Genomic DNA, 20959 nt, shown 5'->3' with positions numbered 1-20959 from the left:
CGATACGCCACCATGCAGGTTCCCCTTCGCTCATATCCGTCAGGAGGCACACCGATGTCGACACTCTATTCATTCAGCGCGAACGCGCTCGGCGGCGGCGAGGTCTCGCTCGACGCCTATCGCGGCCAGGTGCTGTTGATCGTCAACACCGCGAGCGAATGCGGGTTCACGCCGCAGTACGCAGGCCTGCAGCAGCTGCACGAGCGCTTCGGCGCGCGCGGGCTCGCCGTGCTCGGTTTCCCGTGCAACCAGTTCGGCGGCCAGGAGCCCGGCGACGCCGCGCAGATCGGCGCGTTCTGCGAGCAGCGCTTCGGCGTCACGTTCCCATTGTTCGAGAAGATCGACGTGAAGGGCGAGCATGCGCATCCGCTGTTCCGCTACCTGACCGACGAGGCGCCGGGCCTGCTTGGCACCAGGATGATCAAGTGGAACTTCACGAAATTCCTGGTCGACCGCAGCGGCAACGTCGTCAAGCGCTACGCGCCGCAGACCAAGCCCGACGAGATCGCCGAGGACATCGAAACGCTGCTGTGAGCGCGGCCGGCGGCGCCGGTTCCGGAGCCGCGGGACTGGTTCCGTTCAGAGGATCGGCGCGAACAGCCGCGCGACGTGCATCAGCATGCGCCGCCAGGCGCCCGCGCGTTCGATCTCGCCGGCATCGACCTCGTCGGCGCAGGCGAAGTCGGCCGTGAGCATTGCATCGACGTCGGCCGCGAAGCCGGCGTCCACGGTCAGCACCATGATCTCGAAGTTGAGGCGGAACGAACGGTTGTCGAGGTTCGCGCTGCCGATCGCGGCGGCCGTGCCGTCGATCAGCACCACCTTCTGGTGCAGGAAGCCGGGCCGGTAGCGGAAGATCCGCACGCCGGCGTCCACCAGGTCGCGCGCATAGAGCTTCGAGGCCTCGAACACCACGTAGTGATCGCGCCGGATCGGGATCAGGATCCGCACGTCCACGCCGCGCATCACCGCGAGCTTGAGCGCCGCGACCACGGCCTCGTCGGGCACCAGGTAGGGCGTGGTGATCCAGACCCGCTCGCGCGCCGCGTGGATCGCCTCGACGAAGAACAGCGAGCCGGTTTCCTGCTTGTCGGCCGGCCCCATCGGCACCACCAGGCAGTGCATGTCCTCGTCGGGCACCGCGCGCGGCGGCGGCGGCGCGACCGGCAGCGACTGGGTGGCCCAGTGCCAGTCCTCGGCGAACACGTACTGGATGTTGGCCACCACCGGCCCGCGCAGCTCGATGTGCGTGTCGCGCCACGGCGAGAGCGGCGGGTTCGCGCCGAGATACTCGACGCCCACGTTGTGGCCGCCCACGAACGCGGATTCGCCGTCCACCACCACGATCTTGCGGTGATTGCGGAAGTTGAGCTGGAAGCGGTTGACGAACTGCTTGTTGGTGGCGAACGGATGGACCTCGACGCCGCCCGCGCGCAGCCGGTTCACGTAGGCGTGCGGCAGGTCGAAGCTGCCGATGCTGTCGTACAGCAGGTAGCAGCGCACGCCGCGCGCGGCGCCGGCGAGCAGCGCATCGCGCAGCATCTCGCCGAGCGTGTCGTCGCGCACGATGAAGAACTGCACGATCACGTAATGACGCGCGGCCTCGATCGCCGTGAGGATCGCCGAAAACGTCGCCTCGCCGTTCACCAGCAGCCGCACCGCGTTGCCGCCCACGAACGGCATGCCGCCGAGGTGGGTCAGCGCGCGCACCGGCGCGAGGCCGAGCGAGTCGGCCGGCGTGCCGAGCGAGCTGCCGTGCGTGTCCCAGCCCGAGGGCCGCGAGCGCGTGCGAAGCGCGGCTGTTTCGTGGCGGCGCGCGTCCACGTAGCCGGAGAACTTGCTGCGGCCGAGGAACAGGTAGGGAATCAGCGTCAGGTACGGCATCGCGGTCAGCGAGACCGCCCAGGCGATCGCACCCTGCGAGGTGCGGGTGTTGAGGATCGCGTGGCACGCCGCGATCAGCCCGAGGATGTGGGCGAGCGCGACGAAGGTGCCGAGATGGAGCCAGTCGAGTTGCATCGAGGCGTGGAGGTCCGATGGTTCGCGGCGGGCCGCGGGATGCGGCCGCCGGTCCTGCATCTTATCGAAGCGGGGCGGCCGGCGCGAGTTGCGGGGTCCGCGAGGCCCGCGGCGGGCGCCCGAGGCAGCCGGCTTTCGCCCCGCTCCGGCCCGGCTTGTTTCCGGCCTTCGCCGGGCGATTACGCGGTCCGTCGGCCCAGCCGCCCGGCGCGCCCTTACGCCGAATGCGGCAGGTCGGCCGCGTGGATCAGGAACACGCAGTCGTCGCCGGCGCTGGTCGGCAGCCAGATCAGGTCGAGCCCGCCGAACGCGGCCTCGACGTGCGGCCGCTCGTTGCCGATCTCGACCACCAGCACGCCGTCGTCCTTCAGCCACTTCTTCGCGTCGCGCAGGATCCGGCGTACCACGTCCATGCCGTCGTCGCCGCCCGCCAGCGCCATTTCGGGCTCGTGACGGTATTCGTCCGGCAGCGCGGCCATCGAATCGGCGTTCACGTAGGGCGGATTGCTCAGGATCACGTCGTAGCGCAGCTCCGGCTCGGCGAGCCGCTCGACGGGCAGCGGCGCGTAGAGGTCGCCGTGGTGCAGCGCGATGCGGTGGTCGAGCCCGTAGTCGGTCACGTTGATCTCGGCGACGGCGAGCGCGTCCTCGGACAGGTCGACCGCGTCGATGTCGGCGTTCGGGAACGCCTCGGCCGCCAGCACCGCGAGGCAGCCCGAGCCGGTGCAGAGCTCGAGCACGGCGCCGACGTGCTCGGGATCGGCCACGTAGGGCTGCAGGCCGTCGTCGAGCAGCTCGCCGATGAACGAGCGCGGCACGATCACGCGTTCATCGACGTAGAAGCGGTGGCCATGCATCCACGCCTCGTTGGTCAGGTAGGCGGCCGGCAGGCGCTCGCTGGTGCGGCGCTCGATGCGCTGCAGCACCGCGTCGATCTCGTCGGCCAGCAGGCGCGCGTCGAGGAACGGCTCGAGCGTGTCGAGCGGCAGGTGCAGCGTGTGCAGCACCAGATAGACGGCTTCGTCGTAGGCGTTGTCCGAGCCGTGGCCGAACGCGAGCTGCGCGGCCGAGAAGCGCGTGACCGCATAGCGGACCAGGTCGCGGATGGTCTGGAACGGCGTGGTGGGCATGGTGGGCGCGAGGGTCGTCATGGCGGCTCCGTCAGGCAATCAGTTGTTCGAGCACGCGGCGGTACACGTTCTTGAGCGGGTCGACGAAGCGCACCTCGACGTGCTCGTCGATCTTGTGGATCGAGCCGTTCGGCGGGCCGAACTCGATCACCTGCGGGCAGATCCGCGCGATGAAGCGGCCGTCGGAGGTGCCGCCGGTGGTCGACAGCTCGGTGGCCACGCCGGTCTCGGCGAGGATCGCCTGCTCCAGCGCGCCCGACAGCTCGCCGCGCGGCGTCAGGAACGGCAGCCCGCTGATCGACCAGTTCAGGTCGTACTCGAAGCCGTGCCGGTCGAGGATCGCGTGGACGCGCGCCTGCAGCCCCTCGACCGTGCTCGCGGTCGAGAAGCGGAAGTTGAACAGCAGCGTGACTTGGCCCGGGATCACGTTGGTGGCGCCGGTGCCGCCGTGCAGGTTCGAGACCTGCCAGGTGGTGGGCGGGAAATACTCGTTGCCGTCGTCCCAGCGTTCGGCGGCCAGCTCGGCCAGCGCCGGCGCGAGCAGGTGGATCGGGTTCTTCGCCAGGTGCGGATAGGCGATATGGCCCTGCACGCCCTTCACGACGAGTTCGCCCGACATCGAGCCGCGCCGGCCGTTCTTGACCATGTCGCCGAGCGTGGCCGACGAGGTCGGCTCGCCGACGATGCAGTAGTCGAGCCGCTCGCCGCGCGCGGTCAGCGCCTCGATCACCTTGACGGTGCCGTCGGTGGCGGGGCCTTCCTCGTCGCTCGTGATCAGCATCGCGATCGAGCCGCGGTGGTTCGGATGCGCGGCGACGAATTCCTCGCTCGCCACCACGAAGCCGGCCAGCGAGGTCTTCATGTCGGCCGCGCCGCGGCCGTAGAGCTTGCCGTCGCGATGCGCGGGGATGAAGGGCGGCGAGGTCCACTGTTCGAGCGGGCCGGTCGGCACCACGTCGGTGTGGCCCGCGAACGCGAGCAGCTTGCCGTCGCGCGCGTCGGTGCCGCGCTTGACGGCCCACAGGTTCGTCACGCCGTTCGACGCGAGGGTCTCGCAGTCGAAGCCGATCGCGGCGAGGCGCTCGATCATGATCTGCTGGCAGTGCTGGTCGTCGGGCGTCACGGACGGACGGGCGATCAGCTGTTCGGTAAGGGCAAGGGTGGCGGACATGGTTCGGACCACTTTCGATGAAAAATGCCGGCGCGACGGCCGGCAGGTCGGGTTGGCGCGCGGGCGGCGCGCCGGCGGCGGCGGGGCGGAGCCGGCAGGCCGCGACGTCGTGAAACGCCGCGACGCATGCCCCGGCCGCGTCTGATGCGGGTGGCCGCGACGCGCGCGTTACGCGGCGAACAGCGCCGCGTACTGGTCGGCCACGAAGCCGACCGTCTTCACGCGGCCGTCGACGACGATCACCGGGCGCTTGATCACCGCCGGCTTGTCGAGCATCAGCGCGATCGCGCCGGCCTCGCTGTCGGCGGCGGCCTTGACGTCGTCCGGCAGCCCGCGCCAGGTGGTGCCGCGGCGGTTGACGAGCACTTCCAGCGGCACGTCCTTCAGCCAGCCCTTCACGACGGCCTCGGTGAGCCCGTCCTTCCTGAAGTCATGGAAGTCGAACGCGACGTCGTGATCGTCGAGCCAGGTGCGGGCCTTCTTCACCGTGTCGCAGTTCGGGATGCCGTAGACGACGGTCGTCATCAGTCGCCCCGCAGCAGTTCGTTCAGGCCGACCTTGGCGCGCGTCCTGGCGTCGACCTTCTTGACGATCACGGCGCAGTACAGGCTGTGCGAGCCGTCCTTCGACGGCAGGTTGCCGGCCACCACCACCGAGCCGGCGGGAATCCGGCCGTAGCTGATCTCGCCCGTCTCGCGGTCGTAGATCTTGGTGCTCTGGCCGAGGTAGACGCCCATCGAGATCACCGAGTTTTCCTCGACGATCACCCCTTCCACCACTTCCGAGCGCGCGCCGATGAAGCAGTTGTCCTCGATGATGACGGGGTTCGCCTGCAGCGGCTCCAGCACGCCGCCGATGCCGACGCCGCCCGACAGGTGGACGTTCTTGCCGATCTGCGCGCACGAGCCGACGGTGGCCCAGGTGTCGACCATCGTGCCTTCGTCGACGTAGGCGCCGATGTTGGTGTACGACGGCATCAGCACCACGTTCTTCGCGATGAACGAGCCGCGGCGCGCGACGGCCGGCGGCACCACGCGGAAGCCGCCCGCGGCGAAGTCCTCGGCCGTGTAGTTGGCGAACTTCGAGGGCACCTTGTCGTAGAACTGCGAGTAGCCGCCGGCCGGCATCGGCGCGTTGTCCTCGAGGCGGAACGACAGCAGCACGGCCTTCTTCAGCCATTGATGGACGATCCAGTCGCCGTCCTGCTTCTCGGCCACGCGCAGCGCGCCGCGATCGAGCTGCTCGATCGCGTGGGCGACGGCTTCGCGGACTTCGGCGGGGGCCGCCTTCGGCGACAGGTCGGCGCGGTTTTCCCACGCGTTATCGATGATTTGCTGAAGTTGTTGCGACATGGTTGATTGCTTCGCTGGAAGTTGGATGAAGGGGGAAACGGGCAGGCTCAAAACGGGCAGGCTCAGCGGGCGAGGCCGCGGCAGAACTCGACGATGCGCCGCGCACCCTCGACGCACTCTTCGGTGCCGGCGACGAGCGCGATGCGCACGAAATCGCGGCCCGGATTCGTGCCGTGCGCGTCGCGCGCGAGGTACGAGCCGGGCAAAACCGTCACATTATAGTCGGCGTACAGACGCCGGGCGAACTCGGTGTCGGTCAGGCCGGTGCGCGCCACGTTGGCCCACAGGTAGAACGCGGCGTCGGGCAGCGCGACGTCGAGCACCTCGGCCAGCATCGGCGTGACGGTGTTGAACTTCTGCGCGTAGCGCGCGCGGTTCTCGCGCACGTGGGTCTCGTCCTCCCAGGCGACGATGCTCGCGCGCTGCCAGACCGGCGAGAGCGCCGCGCCGTGGTAGGTGCGGTAGAGCAGGAAGCGCTTGAGGATCACCGCGTCGCCGGCCACGAAGCCCGAGCGCATGCCCGGCACGTTCGAGCGCTTGGACAGGCTCGACAGCATCACCAGCCGCTCGAAGCCGCGGCCGAGCCGGCGCGCCGCGTCGAGGCCGCCGAGCGGCGGGGCCGCTTCGTCGAAGTAGATTTCCGAATAGCACTCGTCGGAGGCGATCACGAAGCCGTGGCGGTCCGACAGCGCGAACAGTTCGCGCCAGTCGTCGAGCGTGAGCACGGCGCCCGTCGGGTTGCCCGGCGAGCAGACGAACAGCAGCTGGGTGCGCGCCCAGACGTCGTCGGGTACCGTCGAGAAATCAGGCGCGAAATTGCGTGCCGGATCGCTGTTGACGAACCAAGGCTCGGCACCGGCCAGCAGCGCCGCGCCCTCGTAGATTTGATAGAACGGATTGGGACAGAGTACGATCGCGGTCTCGCCGTCCGCGCGCGGCGTCGCGTCGATCACGGCCTGGGCCAGCGAGAACAGCGCCTCGCGCGAACCCGACACCGGCAGCACCTCGTTCGCCGCGTCGATCGCCGGCAGCCCATAGCGGCGCTCGACCCAGCGCGCGATCGCGGCGCGCAGCGGCTCCGAGCCGGCCGTGGCCGGATACGACGCGAGCCCGTCGAGCGCGCCGACCACGGCCTCGCGGATCAGGGCCGGCGTCGGGTGCTTGGGCTCGCCGATGCCGAAACTGATCGCGGGGAACGCGGCGGACGGCGTGACGTCCTTGAACAGCGCGCGGAGCTTTTCGAACGGATAGGGCTGGAGCGTATCGAGTCGTGGATTCACGGGCTTGGGGTCGGGGCGGTGGAAGGCCGTCGGGGACGGATCGAATCGGGTCGGATTGCGGCCGGGCCGGGCGGACGCCGGTCGCGGCGGCCGGCGACGCATGGCAGGCATCGCAGCCTCGGGCGCGCGGCGCCGGGCCCGGCCCGGCCCGTCGGGCTTCGCTGGCCGGGATCTCGACGCGCCCGGCGCGCCGGGCCGGTAACCGGACGATTATAGCGTGCCGCCACCGGGGCGCGGGGCCGGCGGGCGCACAGCAACGTGGAAGGTCGGACATGTCGGAACAGAGGAAATGACGGGCAATCAACGGTCGGCGCTGCCGACCCTCGCGATCCTGGTGGGCGCCTCGGTGTGGGGCGTCGTCTGGTACCCGCTGCGGCTCCTGGCCGGACAGGGGCTGACGGGCACCGCGGCCGGCGCGCTGACCTGCCTCTGCTCGTGCCTGTTCGTGGTGGTCTGGCGCCGCCGCTCGCTGCGCACGCTGCGCTGGCACTGGCTGCTGCTCGCGCTCGGCGTGGCCTCCGGCATCACCAACCTCGGCTTCGTCTGGGGCACGATCCACGGCCAGGTGCTGCGCGTGATGCTGCTGTTCTATCTGACCCCGGCCTGGACCGCGATCTACGCGCACTTTCTGCTGCGCGACCGGCTCACCTGGGCCACCGCCGCGCTGGCGGCGCTGTCGATCTCGGGCGCGATGCTGATGCTCTGGTCGCCGGGGCTCGGCCTGCCGCTGCCGTCGAACCCGGCCGAATGGGCCGGGCTCGCCGCCGGCCTCAGTTTCGCGATGGGCAACGTGCTGTCGGTGCGAATCGCGCGCGACCTGCCCGGGCTGCGGCCCGAGATGCGCACCGCCACGCTGTTCGCGGGCGGCGCCGCGTTCAGCTGCGTCGCGATGTTCGTCGAGGGCCTGCCGCCGCTGCCGGCGCCGCACGCGCTCGGCGTGGCGCTCGGCATCGCCGCCGCGATCGGGGTGGCCACCGCGCTCAACAACGTGCTGGTTCAATACGGGCTTGCCCGGGTACCGGCCAACCGCGCCTCGATCATCATGCTGTTCGAGATCGTCGTGACCGCGCTGTCGGCGTGGCTGTTCGCGGGCGAGCTGCCGGGCGCGCGCGAGTGGGCGGGCGGCGCCTGCATCGTGGTTGCGACGCTGCTGTCGAGCCGTGTCCACAAGGCCCCGGCCGGCGACGCGGCCGGCCGGGACGGCGCGCGCGCGATGGTATGATTGACCCGCTTCACGAGGCCCGCGGCACCACGGCGCGGCCTGGTGGTCCGATTTTCTTCGGAACGGGCGGCGCGCGCGATGTGCCGCCGGCTGCCGTCCGCTTCAATCAACACTCAATACCGATACCGACGTGCGACTGAGCTCGATCAAACTCGCAGGCTTCAAATCCTTTGTCGATCCCACGCATTTCCAGGTTCCGGGCCAGCTCGTCGGCGTGGTCGGCCCGAACGGCTGCGGCAAGTCCAACATCATCGACGCCGTGCGCTGGGTGCTCGGCGAATCGCGCGCCTCGGAGCTGCGCGGCGAGTCGATGCAGGACGTCATCTTCAACGGCTCGACGGCGCGCAAGCCCGGCAGCCGCGCCAGCGTCGAGCTGATCTTCGACAACTCCGACGGCCGCGCGGCCGGCCAGTGGGGCCAGTACGGCGAGATCGCCGTCAAGCGCGTGCTGACGCGCGACGGCACCTCCAGCTACTACATCAACAACCTGCCGGCGCGGCGCCGCGACATCCAGGACATCTTCCTCGGCACCGGCCTCGGGCCGCGCGCCTACGCGATCATCGGGCAGGGCATGATCGCGCGCATCATCGAGGCCAAGCCCGAGGAACTGCGCGTGTTCCTGGAGGAAGCCGCGGGCGTCTCGAAGTACAAGGAGCGCCGCCGCGAGACCGAGAACCGCCTGCACGACACGCGCGAGAACCTGACGCGCGTGGAGGACATCGTGCGCGAACTCGGCGCGAACCTCGAAAAGCTGGAAGCGCAGGCCGTGGTGGCCACCAAATACAAGGAACTGCTCGCCGACGGCGAGGAGAAGCAGCGCCTGCTGTGGCTGCTGCGCAAGAACGAGGCGCAGGGCGAGCAGCAGAAGCAGCAGCGCGGCATCGAACAGGCCCAGATCGACCTGGAGGCGCAGACCGCGAAGCTGCGCGAGGTCGAGGCCCAGCTCGAAACGCTGCGGGTGGCGAACTACGCGGCCAGCGACGCGATGCAGGGCGCGCAGGGCTCGCTCTACGAGGCCAACGCCGAGGTCAGCCGGCTCGAGGCCGAGATCAGGTTCATCGTCGAGTCGCGCAACCGCGTGCAGGCGCAGATCGCCGCGCTCACGGCGCAGCGCGAGCAGTGGCAGGCGCAGACGCAGAAGGCGCAGGACGATCTCGAAGAAGCCGAGGAAGCGCGCGCGATCGCCGACGAGAAGGCCGCGATGGCCGAGGACGACGCGGCCGCCAAGCACGACGCGCTGCCGGCGCTCGAAGCGCGCTGGCGCGATGCGCAGGCGCAGCTCAACGACGAGCGCGGGCGGATCTCGCAGACCGAACAGGCGCTGAAGCTCGAAGCCGCGCACCAGCGCAACGCCGACCAGCAGCTGATGCAGCTGCAGCAGCGTCACGAGCGGCTGAAGTCGGAGGCGGGCGGGCTCGACGCGCCCGACGAGGCGCAGCTCGAGGAACTGCGCATGCAGCTCGCCGAGCAGGAGGAAGTCCTGCACGACGCGCAGGCGCGCCTCGCCGACGCGCAGGAAGCGCTGCCGCGCCTCGACGCCGAGCGCCGCGCCGCGCAGGAGCGCGTGCAGGCCGAAAGCGCGCAGATCCACCAGCTCGAAGCGCGCCTCGTCGCGCTGCGGCAGCTGCAGGACAACGTCCAGACCGAAGGCAAGGTCCAGCCCTGGCTCGACAAGCACGAACTCGGCGCGCTGCCGCGGCTCTGGAAGAAGCTGCACGTCGAGGCCGGCTGGGAAACCGCGCTCGAGGCGGTGCTGCGCGAGCGGCTCGCCGCGCTCGAAGTCTCGAACCTGGACTGGGTCAAGGCGTTCGCCACCGACGCGCCGCCCGCCAAGCTCGCGTTCTTCTCGCCGCCGCCGGCGGGCGAGCCGCTCGCGGCGCCGGCCGGCCTGCGCGCGCTGCTCTCGCTGGTGCGGATCGACGACGCCGGCCTGCGCGCCGTGCTCAACGACTGGCTCGGCGCGGTGTTCATCGCCGACGATCTCGGCCAGGCGCTGGCCGCGCGCGCGCAGCTGCCGGCCGGCGGCGCCTACGTGGTGAAGGCCGGCCACGTGGTCACGCGCTCGGGCGTGCAGCTCTACGCGGCCGATTCCGAGCAGGCCGGCATGCTGGCGCGCCAGCAGGAAATCGAGAACCTCGGCCGCCAGGTGCGTGCGCAGGCGCTGCTGGCCGACGAGGCGAAGACGGCCGCGGTGCGCGCCGAGGCGGCCCACACGCAGGCGGCCACCGCGCTCGGCGAGCTGCGCGGCGCGGCCGAACGCGCGACGCAGCGCGTCCACGCGCTGCAGATGGACGTGCTGAAGCTGGCCCAGGCCCATGAGCGCTACACGCAGCGCAGCACGCAGATCCGCGAGGAACTCGAGGAGATCGGCGCGCAGATCGACGAGCAGCGCGCGCTGCGCGCCGAGTCCGAGGCGAACTTCGAGCGGCACGACGGCGAGCTCGCCGAGCTGCAGGCGAAGTTCGAGGACAACCAGCTCGCGTTCGAGGCGCTCGACGAGCAGCTGAGCGCCGCGCGCCAGCACGCGCGCGATCTCGAACGCGCCGCCAACGACGCGCGTTTCGCGGCCCGCAATTCGGCGACCCGCATCGACGAGCTGAAGCGCACGATCCAGATCGCGCACGACCAGATCGAGCGCGTCGCCGCCTCGCTCGAGGACGCGCGCGCCGAGCTCGAAACCATCAACGAGCAGACCGCGCACACCGGCCTGCAGGACGCACTGGAAATCCGCGCGGCGAAGGAAGCGGCGCTGGGCGCCGCGCGCCTCGAGCTCGACGACCTGACCGCGAAGCTGCGTGCGGCCGACGAGCAGCGCCTCGTGGCCGAGCGCTCGCTGCAGCCGCTGCGCGACCGCATCACCGAGCTGCAGCTGAAGGAGCAGGCCGCGCGCCTGTCGGCCGAGCAGTTCGGCGAGCAGCTTGCCGCGGCCGGCGTGGACGAGGCGGCGCTGCTGCCGAAGCTGACGCCGGACCTGAAGCCGTCCTACCTGCAGGGCGAGGTCACGCGCCTGAACAATGCGATCACGGCGCTCGGCCCGGTCAACATGGCCGCGCTCGACGAGCTGGCCGCCGCCAGCGAGCGCAAGGTGTTCCTCGACGCGCAGTCGGCGGACCTGCTGAGCGCGATCACCACGCTCGAGGACGCGATCCACAAGATCGACCAGGAAACGCGCACGCTGCTGCAGGGCACCTTCGACGAGGTCAACCACCACTTCAGCGACCTGTTCCCGAAGCTGTTCGGCGGCGGCCAGGCCAGGCTGATCATGACCGGCGACGAGATCCTCGACGCCGGCGTGCAGGTGATGGCGCAGCCGCCCGGCAAGAAGAACGCGACGATCCACCTGCTGTCGGGCGGCGAGAAGGCGCTGACCGCCACCGCGCTCGTGTTCGCGATGTTCCAGCTCAATCCGGCGCCGTTCTGTCTGCTCGACGAAGTGGACGCGCCGCTCGACGACGCGAACACCGAGCGCTTCGCGAACCTGGTGCGCGCGATGTCCGACAAGACGCAGTTCCTGTTCATCTCGCACAACAAGATCGCGATGGAGATGGCGCAGCAGCTGATCGGCGTGACGATGCAGGAGCAGGGCGTGTCGCGGATCGTGGCGGTCGACATGGAAACGGCCGCTGGTTTTGCACAGAATTTGAATTGATGGGCGCGGGCCGCCCAGGCGCGGCGCGCTCGAAGCAGCATTCCTGATGGAGCATGCATGGACGAGTTGACACTCGGGTTGGTCGGTACTGGCGTGGTCGTGATCGGCGGCATCTGGATTTACAACATGTGGCAGGCCGCGAAGGTGCGCCGCCGGATGCCGCGGCCGATGCCGGCCGACGCGGCCGACACGCTGGCGCGCCAGGAGCGCGACGACGACGCGCCGTTCATCGAGCCGGTGCGGCAGCCCACGCGCCGCGAGGCGGCCCCGGTCGAGCCGGTGGTACCGCCGGCCGCCGCCGCCGCGCCGGGCGACCGCGACACGCGCGTCGAGCCGACCTTCGGCGGCGCGCCCGCGGTGCCGGCCCCGATCGATACGCCGGCCGACCTGCAGGCCGACGAGACGCTGACGGCCGCCACCGACGGGGCAGCCGAAGCGGGCCGGATCGCTGCCGAGGGCGAGGGCGCCGCGGCGGACCGCGCGCACGCCGCCGCCGTGCCGGCCGAACCATCGGCCGATGCCGGCGAGGCGATCGCGGAGCCGGTGCTGCCGGCCGCGACCACGATCTCGGCCGCGCCGCCCGCCATCGTCGATCGCCGCATCGACTGCATCGTGCCGATCCGGCTCGGCGCGCCGCTGGTCGGCGAGCGCATCGTGCCGGCCGCGCAGCGGCTGCGCCGCGCCGGCAGCAAGCCGGTCCACATCGAAGGCAAGCCCGAGGGCGGCAGCGGCTGGGAGCTGCTGCAGAACGGCGTGCGCTACGAGGAACTGCGCGCGGCCGCGCAGCTCGCGAACCGCAACGGCCCGTTGAACGAGCTCGAATACTCGGAATTCGTCTCGGGCGTCAGCCAGTTCGCCGACGCGATCGACGGCGCGCCCGAGTTCCCCGACATGCTCGAGACCGTCGCGATGGCGCGCGAGCTCGACGGGTTCGCCGCGCAGTGCGACGCGCAGCTGTCGATCAACGTGATGTCGGACGGCGCGCCGTGGTCGGCGAACTACGTGCAGGCGGTGGCCTCGCAGGACGGCCTGCTGCTGTCGCGCGACGGCACGCGCTTCGTCAAGCTCGACGCGAACCAGAACCCGGTGTTCATGCTGCAGTTCGGCGACACCAACTTCCTGCGCGACGACCTGACCTACAAGGGCGGCAACATGATCACGCTGGTGCTCGACGTGCCGGTGGCCGACGAGGACATCCTGCCGTTCAAGCTGATGTGCGATTACGCGAAATCGCTGTCGGACCGGATCGGTGCGCGCGTGGTCGACGATTCGCGCCGGCCGCTGCCCGAATCGACGCTGGTCGCGATCGAGCAGCAGCTGATGAAGCTCTACGCGAAGCTCGAGGAAGCCGGGATTCCAGCCGGCTCGCCGGTCACGCGGCGACTGTTCAGCCAGTGAACCGCCGGTGAACGCCGGCGGGCGGACCGGTCCCGGCTGAAAATCGCGGGTTTCTCCCATCCGGCAGGCGCGCCAAAGCGCGCGCCGCCTGAGATAATCGTCCCCTGATTGTCATCCGGAAGAGTGCTGCCAGCATGGCCCGAACCACCCCAGCCGAACCTCCCGCCAGCCAGCCGTCCGAACGCGCGGCGTGGCTGCGCCAGGAACTCGAGCGCGCGAATCACGCGTATTACGTGCTCGACCAGCCCGACCTGCTCGATGCCGAGTACGACCGGCTGTTCCGCGAACTGCAGCAGATCGAGGCCGAGCATCCCGACTTCATCACGCCCGATTCGCCGACCCAGCGCGTCGGCGGCGAGGCGGCCGACGGCTTCACACCGGTGCTCCACGACGCGCCGATGCTGTCGCTCAACAACGGCTTCTCCGACGAGGATATCGCCGCGTTCGACAAGCGCGTGGCCGACGCGCTCGACAAGCCGGTCGATCTCGCCGGCACCGCCGAGCCGGTCGAATACGCCTGCGAGCTGAAGTTCGACGGGCTCGCGATCTCGCTGCGCTACGTGCATGGCAAGTTCACGCAGGCCGCCACGCGCGGCGACGGCACCACCGGCGAGGACGTGACCGAGAACGTCCGCACCATCAAGTCGATCCCGCTCACGCTGAAGGGCAGGAACCTGCCCGCGCTGCTCGACGTGCGCGGCGAGGTGCTGATGTACAAGCGCGATTTCGCGCGCCTCAACGAGCGCCAGCGCGCGGCCGAGCAGCGCGAGTTCGCCAATCCGCGCAACGCGGCGGCCGGCAGCCTGCGCCAGCTCGACTCGAAGGTCACCGCGCAGCGCCCGCTGTCGTTCTTCGCCTACGGCATCGGCGTGCTCGACGGCGCGCCGATGCCCGACACGCACAGCGGCCTGCTCGACTGGTACGAGTCGCTCGGCCTGCCGGTCAATCGCGAGCGCGCCGTGGTGCAGGGCGCCGAGGGGCTGCTCGAATTCTTCCGCAAGGTCGGCGAGAAGCGCGAGGCGCTGCCGTATGACATCGACGGCGTGGTCTACAAGGTCAACCGGCGCGACGAGCAGGACCGGCTCGGCTTCGTCTCGCGCGCGCCGCGCTTCGCGCTCGCGCACAAGTTCCCGGCCCAGGAGGCGCGCACGACGCTCGTCGCGATCGAGGTGCAGGTGGGCCGCACCGGCGCGATCACGCCGGTCGCGCGGCTCGATCCGGTGTTCGTGGGCGGCGCGACCGTCACCAACGCGACGCTGCACAACGAGGATGAAGTGCTGCGCAAGGACATCCGGATCGGCGACACGGTGATCGTGCGGCGCGCCGGCGACGTGATCCCCGAGGTGGTCGGCCGCGACGGCCCGCATGCGCTGCAGGTGCGGGTGCGGTTTCGCGGCGTGCGGCCGGTGTCGCGACGCAACCGGCAGCGCGCCGCCGGCAAGCCGATGACGTGGAAGCCGCGCCTGCTGAAGTCTGGCGATCGCAGCGGCATTCGCCTGCGGCAGGGCTGCCTGCGGCCGAGCCTGTTCGAGCTCGTCGAGCAGGAACCGTTCAGGATGCCGACCGAATGCCCGGTCTGCGGCTCGAAGATCGAGCGGCTGCCCGACGAGGCGATCGCGCGCTGCACGGGCGGCCTGTTCTGCCCCGCGCAGCGCAAGCAGGCGCTCTGGCATTTCGCGCAGCGCCGCGCGCTCGACATCGACGGGCTCGGCGAGAAGATCATCGACCAGCTGGTCGAGCAGAACCTCGTGCGCACGCCGGCCGATCTGTTCCATCTCGGCTTCGCCACGCTCGCCGCGCTCGACCGCTTCGCCGACAAGTCCGCGCAGAACCTGCTCGATTCGCTCGACAAGGCGCGCCACACCACGCTCGCGCGCTTCATCTACGCGCTCGGCATCCGCCACGTCGGCGAATCGACGGCGAAGGACCTGGCCAAGCATTTCGGCTCGCTGCAGCCGATCATGGATGCGTCGATCGAAGCCCTGCTCGAAGTCAACGACGTCGGCCCCGTGGTGGCCGAATCGCTGCACCAGTTCTTCGCCGAGGAACACAATCGGACCGTGATCGCGCAGCTGCGCGAGAAGGTGGACTGGCCCGAGGGGCCGCCCGCGCCGCGCGAGCCGCAGGGCGTGCTGGCCGGCAAGACCGTGGTGCTGACGGGCACGCTGCCCACGCTCTCGCGCGACGACGCGAAGGCGCTGCTCGAGGCGGCCGGCGCGAAGGTGACGGGCTCGGTCTCGAAGAAGACCGACTACGTGGTGGCCGGCGCGGAGGCGGGCAGCAAGCTCGTGAAGGCCGAAGAACTCGGCATCCCGGTGCTCGACGAGGACGGGATGCATCAACTGCTGAAGGGGGAATCACCATCATGATCCGCGAGATCCTCAGGATGGGCGATCCGCGCCTGCTCGACGTGGCGAAGCCGGTCGACGCGTTCGACACGCCGGCGCTGCACGAGCTGGTCGCCGACATGTTCGAGACCATGCATCACGCGAACGGCGCCGGCCTCGCCGCGCCGCAGATCGGCGTCGGGCTGCAGCTGATCATCTTCGGCTTCGGCAACAACGCGCGTTATCCCGACGCGCCGCCCGTGCCGGAGACGGTGCTGATCAATCCGACGGTCGAATACCTGCCGCCGGACATGGAGGAGGGCTGGGAGGGCTGCCTGTCGGTGCCGGGCATGCGCGGCGTGGTGAGTCGCTACCGCAAGGTGCATTACACGGGCTTCGACCAGTACGGCAAGCGCATCGACCGCGTCGCCGAGGATTTCCATGCGCGCGTGGTCCAGCACGAATACGATCACCTGATCGGCAAGCTGTACCCGATGCGGATCACCGATTTCTCGAAGTTCGGTTTTACGGAAGTGCTGTTCCCGGGGCTCGATCCGAATTCGGACGACTGAATCGGGCGGCTGGACGGGCGGCGCTTCGTGCGCCGTGAGCGGGCGGGGGAGGTGACTGGCGGCGCGGCGTGACCGCCGCGTGCGCTGGATTTGTCCGGCGGGCCGCGCGTCGTTGCGCGGCGCCGCCGTCAGGATCAGAACGTCTCGTCGGCCGACAGGTAGCGCCACTGGCCTTGCGGCAGCGCGCCGAGCATCACGTGGCCCATGCGCACGCGCTTCAGGCCGACCACCTCGAGCCCGACCAGCTCGCACATGCGGCGGATCTGCCGCTTCTTGCCTTCGCGCAGCACGAACCGCAGCTGTTCGCTGTTCTGCCAGCTCACCATCGCGGGCTTCAGCGGCGCGCCGTCGAGTTCGAGGCCGTGGCGCAGCTGCGCGAGCGATTCGGCCGGGAAATGCTGGTCGATATCGATCACGTGCTCGCCGAAGCGCACGCGCACCAGATATTCCTTGTCGATGTCGGAATGCTCGCCGATCAGCTGCTTGGCGACGCGGCCGTCCTGCGTCAGCACCAGCAGGCCGGTCGAATCGATGTCGAGGCGCCCGGCCGGCGCCAGCGTGCGCAGGTGCAGCGGCGAGAGACGCAGCGGCGAACGGTCGCCGCTCCAGTGATTGTCGCGCGTGATCAGCGTCACGGCCGGCTCGTAGCCGTCCTCGGCCTGACCCGACACGTAGCCGACCGGCTTGTGCAGCAGGATCGTGACCTGCGCGGCCTGGGCGGCGATCGCCTGATCGTCGATCTCGATCTTCTGGTCCGGGCGCACCTTGGTGCCGAGCGTGTCGATCCGCTCGCCGTCGACGAGCACCCAGCCCTTCTCGATCCACTCATCCGCCTCGCGCCGCGAGCAGAGGCCGAGTTCCGACATCCGCTTCGACAGACGCATCATGCCGGCTTCGTCGTCGGAGTCGAACGACGGGCGGGCCTTGACGGGTTGCGCGACCTTCAGGCCCGAGGGCGCGGGGCGTTCGGCGGCGTCGCGCGGCTTGCGGGCCGGGCGGCCGGTGTCGCGGGTGGGGCGGGATTCGGCGCGGAAAGGGCGGTCGCCGTCACGGGGCGGGCGACCCTCGGCACGGAACGGCCGATCACCGTCGCGCGGCGGCCGGCCTTCGGAACGGAAAGGGCGGTCGCCGTCGCGGGGCGGGCGACCCTCGGCACGGAACGGTCGATCACCGTCGCGCGGCGGCCGACCTTCGGAACGGAACGGGCGGTCGCCGTCGCGCGGCGGGCGGCCTTCGGCACGGAACGGTCGATCACCGTTGCGCGGCGGCCGGCCTTCGGAACGGAACGGGCGGTCGCCGTCGCGCGGCGGGCGACCTTCGGAACGGAACGGGCGGTCACCATCGCGCGGCGGGCGGCCCTCGGCACGGAACGGGCGGTCGCCGTCACGCGGCGGACGCCCTTCAGCGCGGAACGGACGGTCGCCATCGCGCGGCGGACGCTCTTCAGCGCGGAACGGTCGATCACCGTCGCGCGGCGGACGACTTTCGGCACGGAACGGCCGATCACCGTCACGCGGGGGGCGTGTGCCGGCACGGAACGGGCGCTCGCCATCACGAGCGGGCCGACCTTCGGCACGGAATGGTCGATCACCATCACGCGGCGGCCGACCTTCGGAACGGAACGGGCGGTCGCCGTCGCGCGGCGGGCGGCCTTCGGAGCGAAACGGCCGATCCCCATCGCGCGGCGGACGCGCACCGGTACGCGCCGGCCGATCGCCATCACGAGCGGGCCGGCCTTCGGAACGGAACGGTCGATCGCCATCACGGGGCGGACGCCCTTCTGCACGGAACGGCCGATCCCCATCGCGTGGCGGACGCGCACCGGTACGCGCCGGCCGCTCGCCATCACGAGCGGGCCGACCTTCGCTACGGAACGGCCGGTCGCCGTCACGCGGCGCACGCGGCTTCACGGCGCCGGCGCCTGCTGGCTTGGCCGCACGCGGCGCCCCGCCTTTCGCGAACGGCTTCGATTTCGGCTTGACGGCGCCCTCGGGCGGCGCGGCGGTGCGCGTCGGCTTGCGCGCGACGAGGCTGCCTGAGCGAACCGGGGCGCGGGACGGCGATGCCGGACGAGGATTCTTGATGGTCAGTTTGGTGCGCATAAACGCTGTCTTTCTTCACTCAGGCTGCGATCGCGCGCAGCAGCTCGGTTTCGACCTGGATCTGGAGCCGGTTGTCGGACAAGCCGGCGCCGTCGAGCAGGAACACGTCCTCGACGCGTTCGCCGAGCGTGTTGATCCGCGCCGCGTGGACGCCGACCCGGTGCTCGGCCAGCACGCGCGCGATCGAATACAGAAGGCCCGGCCGGTCGTTGGCGGACACGGACAGGATGTAGTACTGACCACGCTCGTCCGCGCGCAGGTCGACGCGGGGCGTGATCGGGAAGCTGCGCGACAGCCGCGAGAGCCGGCCCTTGGAAGGCTCCGGCAGCGGTGCCGCGCTGGTCAGCCGGTCGGCGAGCTGCTGCTCGACGAGGTTGGCGATGTCACGGTACTGCACGTCGCGCTCGGTCTGCGTGACGATGAAGTTGTCGAGCGCGTAGCCGTGCTTGGTGGTGCTCACGCGCGCGTCGAGCACCGACAGCCCGTTGCGGTCGAAGTACGCGCAGATGCCCGCGAACAGGTCCGAACGGTCCTTGACGTAGACGAGCACCTGCAGCGCGTCGCCGACGGGCGAGGGCCGCGCCCGCACGATTGCGGTGTCGGCCTGCACGTGGCGGTACAGCACGCGCGTCTGCCATGCGATGTCGGCCGCGTCGTGACGCAGGAAGTAGCCGACGTCGAGCTGGCTCCAGAGCGGACGGTGCGCGTCCTCGGGCACGGTCTCGAGCCGCAGCAGCGCGAGCGCCTCGTCGCGGCGCGTGCGCAGCTCCGAGTGCGCGTCCGGCTGCGCGCCGCCGAGCACCGCGCTGGTGGCGCGGTACAGATCCTCCAGCAGCTTGCCCTTCCAGGTGTTCCAGACCTTCGGGCTGGTGCCGCGGATGTCGGCCACCGTCAGCAGGTAGAGCGCGGTCAGCCAGCGTTCGTTGCCGACCTTGGCCGCGAAGCGCTTGACCACCTCGGGGTCGCTGATGTCCTGCTTCTGCGCGACCTGGCTCATGGTCAGGTGATGCTCGACGAGCCAGACCACGAGCGCCGCGTCGTCGCCGGTGATGCCGTGCTCGCGGCAGAAGCGTCGCGCATCGGCCATGCCGAGCGTGGAGTGGTCGCCGCCGCGGCCCTTGGCGATGTCGTGGAACAGCGCCGCCACGTAGAGCACCCAGGGCCGCTCGAAGTTCGCGATCAGCTGGCTGCAGAACGGATACTCGTGCGCGTGCTCGGCCACCGTGAAGCGGCGGATGTTGCGCAACACCATCAGGATGTGCTGATCGACGGTGTAGACGTGATAGAGGTCGTGCTGCATCTGCCCGACGATGCGCCGGAAGTTCAGCAGGTAGCGGCCCAGCACGCTGGTCTGGTTCAGCAGCCGGAACGCGTGCGTGACGCCCTCGGCCTGCTGCAGGATCTTCATGAACGTCGCGCGGTTGCGCGGGTCGCGCCGCCAGGCGCCGTTCATCACGTCGCGCGAGTTGTAGAGCGCGCGCAGCGTGCGCGCCGACAGCCCCTTCACGCCGCGCGTCGTCTCGTAGAGCAGGAACGCTTCGAGCACGGCGTCGGGATGCCGCTCGAACACGTCGTCGGTGGCGATCTCGAGCATGCCCTGCTTCTCGACGAAGCGGCCCGGCGAGAGCACGCGCGTCACGCCGCTGGTGGCCGGAAACAGCTGCGCCTCGATGTTCTGGATCAGGATCGTCGCGAGCTGGGTGACCGCCTTCGCGGCCCAGTAGTAGCGGCGCATCAGCTGTTCGCTGGCGCGCTTGGCCGGCGTCGGTACGTAGCCGAAGCTCTCGGCCGCCTGGGTCTGCAGGTCGAATACGAGGATGTCCTGGCGGCGCCCGGTGATCACATGCAGCCGCGCGCGCAGCGCCTTCAGGAAGCCCTCGTTGCGGCGCAGCTCGCGTGCCTCGCGCGCGGTGATCAGCCCGCGCGTGTCGAGTTCGCGCCAGCTGGTGCCGAAATCGGCGGCGCGGGCGATCCAGAGAATCGTCTGCAGGTCGCGCAGCCCGCCCGGGCTTTCCTTCACGTTCGGTTCGAGGCTGTACGGCGTGTCCTGGAACTTGGCCTGGCGCTGGCGCAGCTCCAGCACCTTGGCCTGGAAGAACGCGCGCGGGTCGAGCGCCTCGCGGTAGCGGGCCACGGCGCGCCGGAACAGCGTCACGCTACCGGTCACGCGGCGCGCCTCCAGCAGCGAGGTCTGCACCGTCACGTCCTGCGCGGACTCGGCGATGCATTCGTCGACGGTGCGCACGCTGCTGCCGATCTCGAGGCCGAGATCCCAGGCCATGCCGATGAAGCGCTCGATGCGCGTGTCGAACTCGCCATTGTGCGCGTCGGGCAGCAGCACCAGGATGTCGACGTCCGAATGCGGCGCCAGCTCGCCGCGCCCGAAGCCGCCGACGGCGACCAGCGCGAGCGAGCCGGGCAGCTCGCACTGGTCCCAGATCTGGCGCAGCGCGTCGTCGGTGGCGCGCGACAGCGCACGCATCAGCGCCTCGACGCGGGTCGCGGCGCGAAAGCGCGCGATCAGCTCGGCCTTGACGGCGCGGAATTCGGCCTTGCGCGAGGGCACTGCGGTGTCGGAGACGGCGGGGACGCTCATGGTGGCGATGGCGAACGAGGCTGGTGAGGCGATGAAATGGCCGCGGTTGAAACGGATGAGGCGGATGAAACCGGTGAAGCGGGCGAAAACCGATGAAGCAGGTAAGTGCGAGGCCGGGCGCCAGACGCGGCCCGCTGCCCG

14 protein-coding genes are annotated in these 20959 nt (G+C 70.4%); 6 read left to right on the top strand and 8 right to left on the bottom strand.

The genetic code is table 11. From position 1 onward, the window contains the following. The first annotated feature begins 54 nt into the window (after positions 1-54). Positions 55-534 (top strand): glutathione peroxidase, encoded by a 480-nt coding sequence (locus BpN12_RS27155; RefSeq protein ID WP_246795291.1) that lies wholly within the window; start codon positions 55-57, stop codon positions 532-534. Positions 535-579: 45 nt separating this feature from the next. On the opposite strand, the gene cls is transcribed toward BpN12_RS27155, so the two are convergent. The 6 genes from cls to dapC form a co-directional block, all read right to left on the bottom strand. Further along, positions 580-2019 (bottom strand): cardiolipin synthase, encoded by a 1440-nt coding sequence (cls, locus tag BpN12_RS27150; RefSeq protein WP_246795290.1) that lies wholly within the window; start codon positions 2017-2019, stop codon positions 580-582. Positions 2020-2234: 215 nt separating this feature from the next. Further along, positions 2235-3170, bottom strand: a complete 936-nt coding sequence (prmB, locus tag BpN12_RS27145; RefSeq protein WP_246795289.1) for a 50S ribosomal protein L3 N(5)-glutamine methyltransferase — start codon at positions 3168-3170, stop codon at positions 2235-2237. Positions 3171-3180: 10 nt separating this feature from the next. After that, positions 3181-4320, bottom strand: coding sequence for a succinyl-diaminopimelate desuccinylase (gene dapE, locus BpN12_RS27140; protein WP_246795288.1), 1140 nt, complete (start codon positions 4318-4320; stop codon positions 3181-3183). Positions 4321-4488: 168 nt separating this feature from the next. Then, positions 4489-4845, bottom strand: coding sequence for an ArsC family reductase (locus BpN12_RS27135; RefSeq protein WP_246795287.1), 357 nt, complete (start codon positions 4843-4845; stop codon positions 4489-4491). Then, a complete protein-coding gene (gene dapD, locus BpN12_RS27130; RefSeq protein WP_246795286.1) occupies positions 4845-5672 on the bottom strand; it encodes a 2,3,4,5-tetrahydropyridine-2,6-dicarboxylate N-succinyltransferase in 828 nt (275 codons plus the stop codon). Before dapD ends, BpN12_RS27135 begins: the two co-directional genes overlap by 1 nt. A 62-nt stretch (positions 5673-5734) precedes the next feature. Beyond that, positions 5735-6952 carry a succinyldiaminopimelate transaminase gene (gene dapC, locus BpN12_RS27125; RefSeq protein WP_246795285.1) on the bottom strand — a complete coding sequence of 406 codons (1218 nt, stop codon included), beginning with the start codon at positions 6950-6952 and terminating at the stop codon, positions 5735-5737. 289 nt (positions 6953-7241) lie between these two features. Between dapC and BpN12_RS27120 the strand changes: the two genes are divergently transcribed. The 5 genes from BpN12_RS27120 to def all read left to right on the top strand — a co-directional run bounded on the left by BpN12_RS27120 (position 7242) and on the right by def (position 16120). Then, positions 7242-8174 carry a DMT family transporter gene (locus BpN12_RS27120; protein ID WP_246795284.1) on the top strand — a complete coding sequence of 311 codons (933 nt, stop codon included), beginning with the start codon at positions 7242-7244 and terminating at the stop codon, positions 8172-8174. 130 nt (positions 8175-8304) lie between these two features. Continuing rightward, positions 8305-11823 carry a chromosome segregation protein SMC gene (gene smc / locus BpN12_RS27115; RefSeq protein WP_246795283.1) on the top strand — a complete coding sequence of 1173 codons (3519 nt, stop codon included), beginning with the start codon at positions 8305-8307 and terminating at the stop codon, positions 11821-11823. A gap of 57 nt (positions 11824-11880) precedes the next feature. Beyond that, positions 11881-13221 carry a cell division protein ZipA C-terminal FtsZ-binding domain-containing protein gene (locus BpN12_RS27110; protein WP_246795282.1) on the top strand — a complete coding sequence of 447 codons (1341 nt, stop codon included), beginning with the start codon at positions 11881-11883 and terminating at the stop codon, positions 13219-13221. A gap of 134 nt (positions 13222-13355) precedes the next feature. Continuing rightward, complete coding sequence (gene ligA, locus BpN12_RS27105) at positions 13356-15590, top strand: NAD-dependent DNA ligase LigA (protein WP_246795281.1); 2235 nt, start codon at positions 13356-13358, stop codon at positions 15588-15590. Next, positions 15587-16120, top strand: a complete 534-nt coding sequence (gene def / locus BpN12_RS27100) for a peptide deformylase (protein WP_246795280.1) — start codon at positions 15587-15589, stop codon at positions 16118-16120. The genes ligA and def overlap by 4 nt, the downstream gene beginning before the upstream one ends. 134 nt (positions 16121-16254) lie before the next feature. Here def and BpN12_RS27095 read toward each other — a convergent pair whose 3' ends face one another. Beyond that, complete coding sequence (locus BpN12_RS27095) at positions 16255-18222, bottom strand: pseudouridine synthase (RefSeq protein ID WP_246795279.1); 1968 nt, start codon at positions 18220-18222, stop codon at positions 16255-16257. A 19-nt stretch (positions 18223-18241) separates the two neighbouring features. Beyond that, positions 18242-20818, bottom strand: a complete 2577-nt coding sequence (locus BpN12_RS27090; protein WP_246795278.1) for a [protein-PII] uridylyltransferase — start codon at positions 20816-20818, stop codon at positions 18242-18244. Positions 20819-20959 lie beyond the last annotated feature (141 nt).

This window comes from Burkholderia perseverans, assembly GCF_022870505.1.
GTDB classification, from domain to species: domain Bacteria; phylum Pseudomonadota; class Gammaproteobacteria; order Burkholderiales; family Burkholderiaceae; genus Burkholderia; species Burkholderia plantarii.
Note: the sequence above shows the minus strand (reverse complement) of the source record. Positions and strands in the feature narration are given on the sequence as shown.

Excerpts from the sequence above, each read along its gene's own strand:
- BpN12_RS27155 (WP_246795291.1), top strand. The coding sequence starts at position 55 with ATGTCGACACTCTATTCATTCAGCGCGAACGCGCTCGGCGGCGGCGAG.
- cls (WP_246795290.1), bottom strand. The coding sequence starts at position 2,019 with ATGCAACTCGACTGGCTCCATCTCGGCACCTTCGTCGCGCTCGCCCAC.
- prmB (WP_246795289.1), bottom strand. The coding sequence starts at position 3,170 with ATGACGACCCTCGCGCCCACCATGCCCACCACGCCGTTCCAGACCATC.
- dapE (WP_246795288.1), bottom strand. The coding sequence starts at position 4,320 with ATGTCCGCCACCCTTGCCCTTACCGAACAGCTGATCGCCCGTCCGTCC.
- BpN12_RS27135 (WP_246795287.1), bottom strand. The coding sequence starts at position 4,845 with ATGACGACCGTCGTCTACGGCATCCCGAACTGCGACACGGTGAAGAAG.
- dapD (WP_246795286.1), bottom strand. The coding sequence starts at position 5,672 with ATGTCGCAACAACTTCAGCAAATCATCGATAACGCGTGGGAAAACCGC.
- BpN12_RS27120 (WP_246795284.1), top strand. The coding sequence starts at position 7,242 with ATGACGGGCAATCAACGGTCGGCGCTGCCGACCCTCGCGATCCTGGTG.
- BpN12_RS27110 (WP_246795282.1), top strand. The coding sequence starts at position 11,881 with ATGGACGAGTTGACACTCGGGTTGGTCGGTACTGGCGTGGTCGTGATC.
- ligA (WP_246795281.1), top strand. The coding sequence starts at position 13,356 with ATGGCCCGAACCACCCCAGCCGAACCTCCCGCCAGCCAGCCGTCCGAA.
- def (WP_246795280.1), top strand. The coding sequence starts at position 15,587 with ATGATCCGCGAGATCCTCAGGATGGGCGATCCGCGCCTGCTCGACGTG.
- BpN12_RS27095 (WP_246795279.1), bottom strand. The coding sequence starts at position 18,222 with ATGCGCACCAAACTGACCATCAAGAATCCTCGTCCGGCATCGCCGTCC.
- BpN12_RS27090 (WP_246795278.1), bottom strand. The coding sequence starts at position 20,818 with ATGAGCGTCCCCGCCGTCTCCGACACCGCAGTGCCCTCGCGCAAGGCC.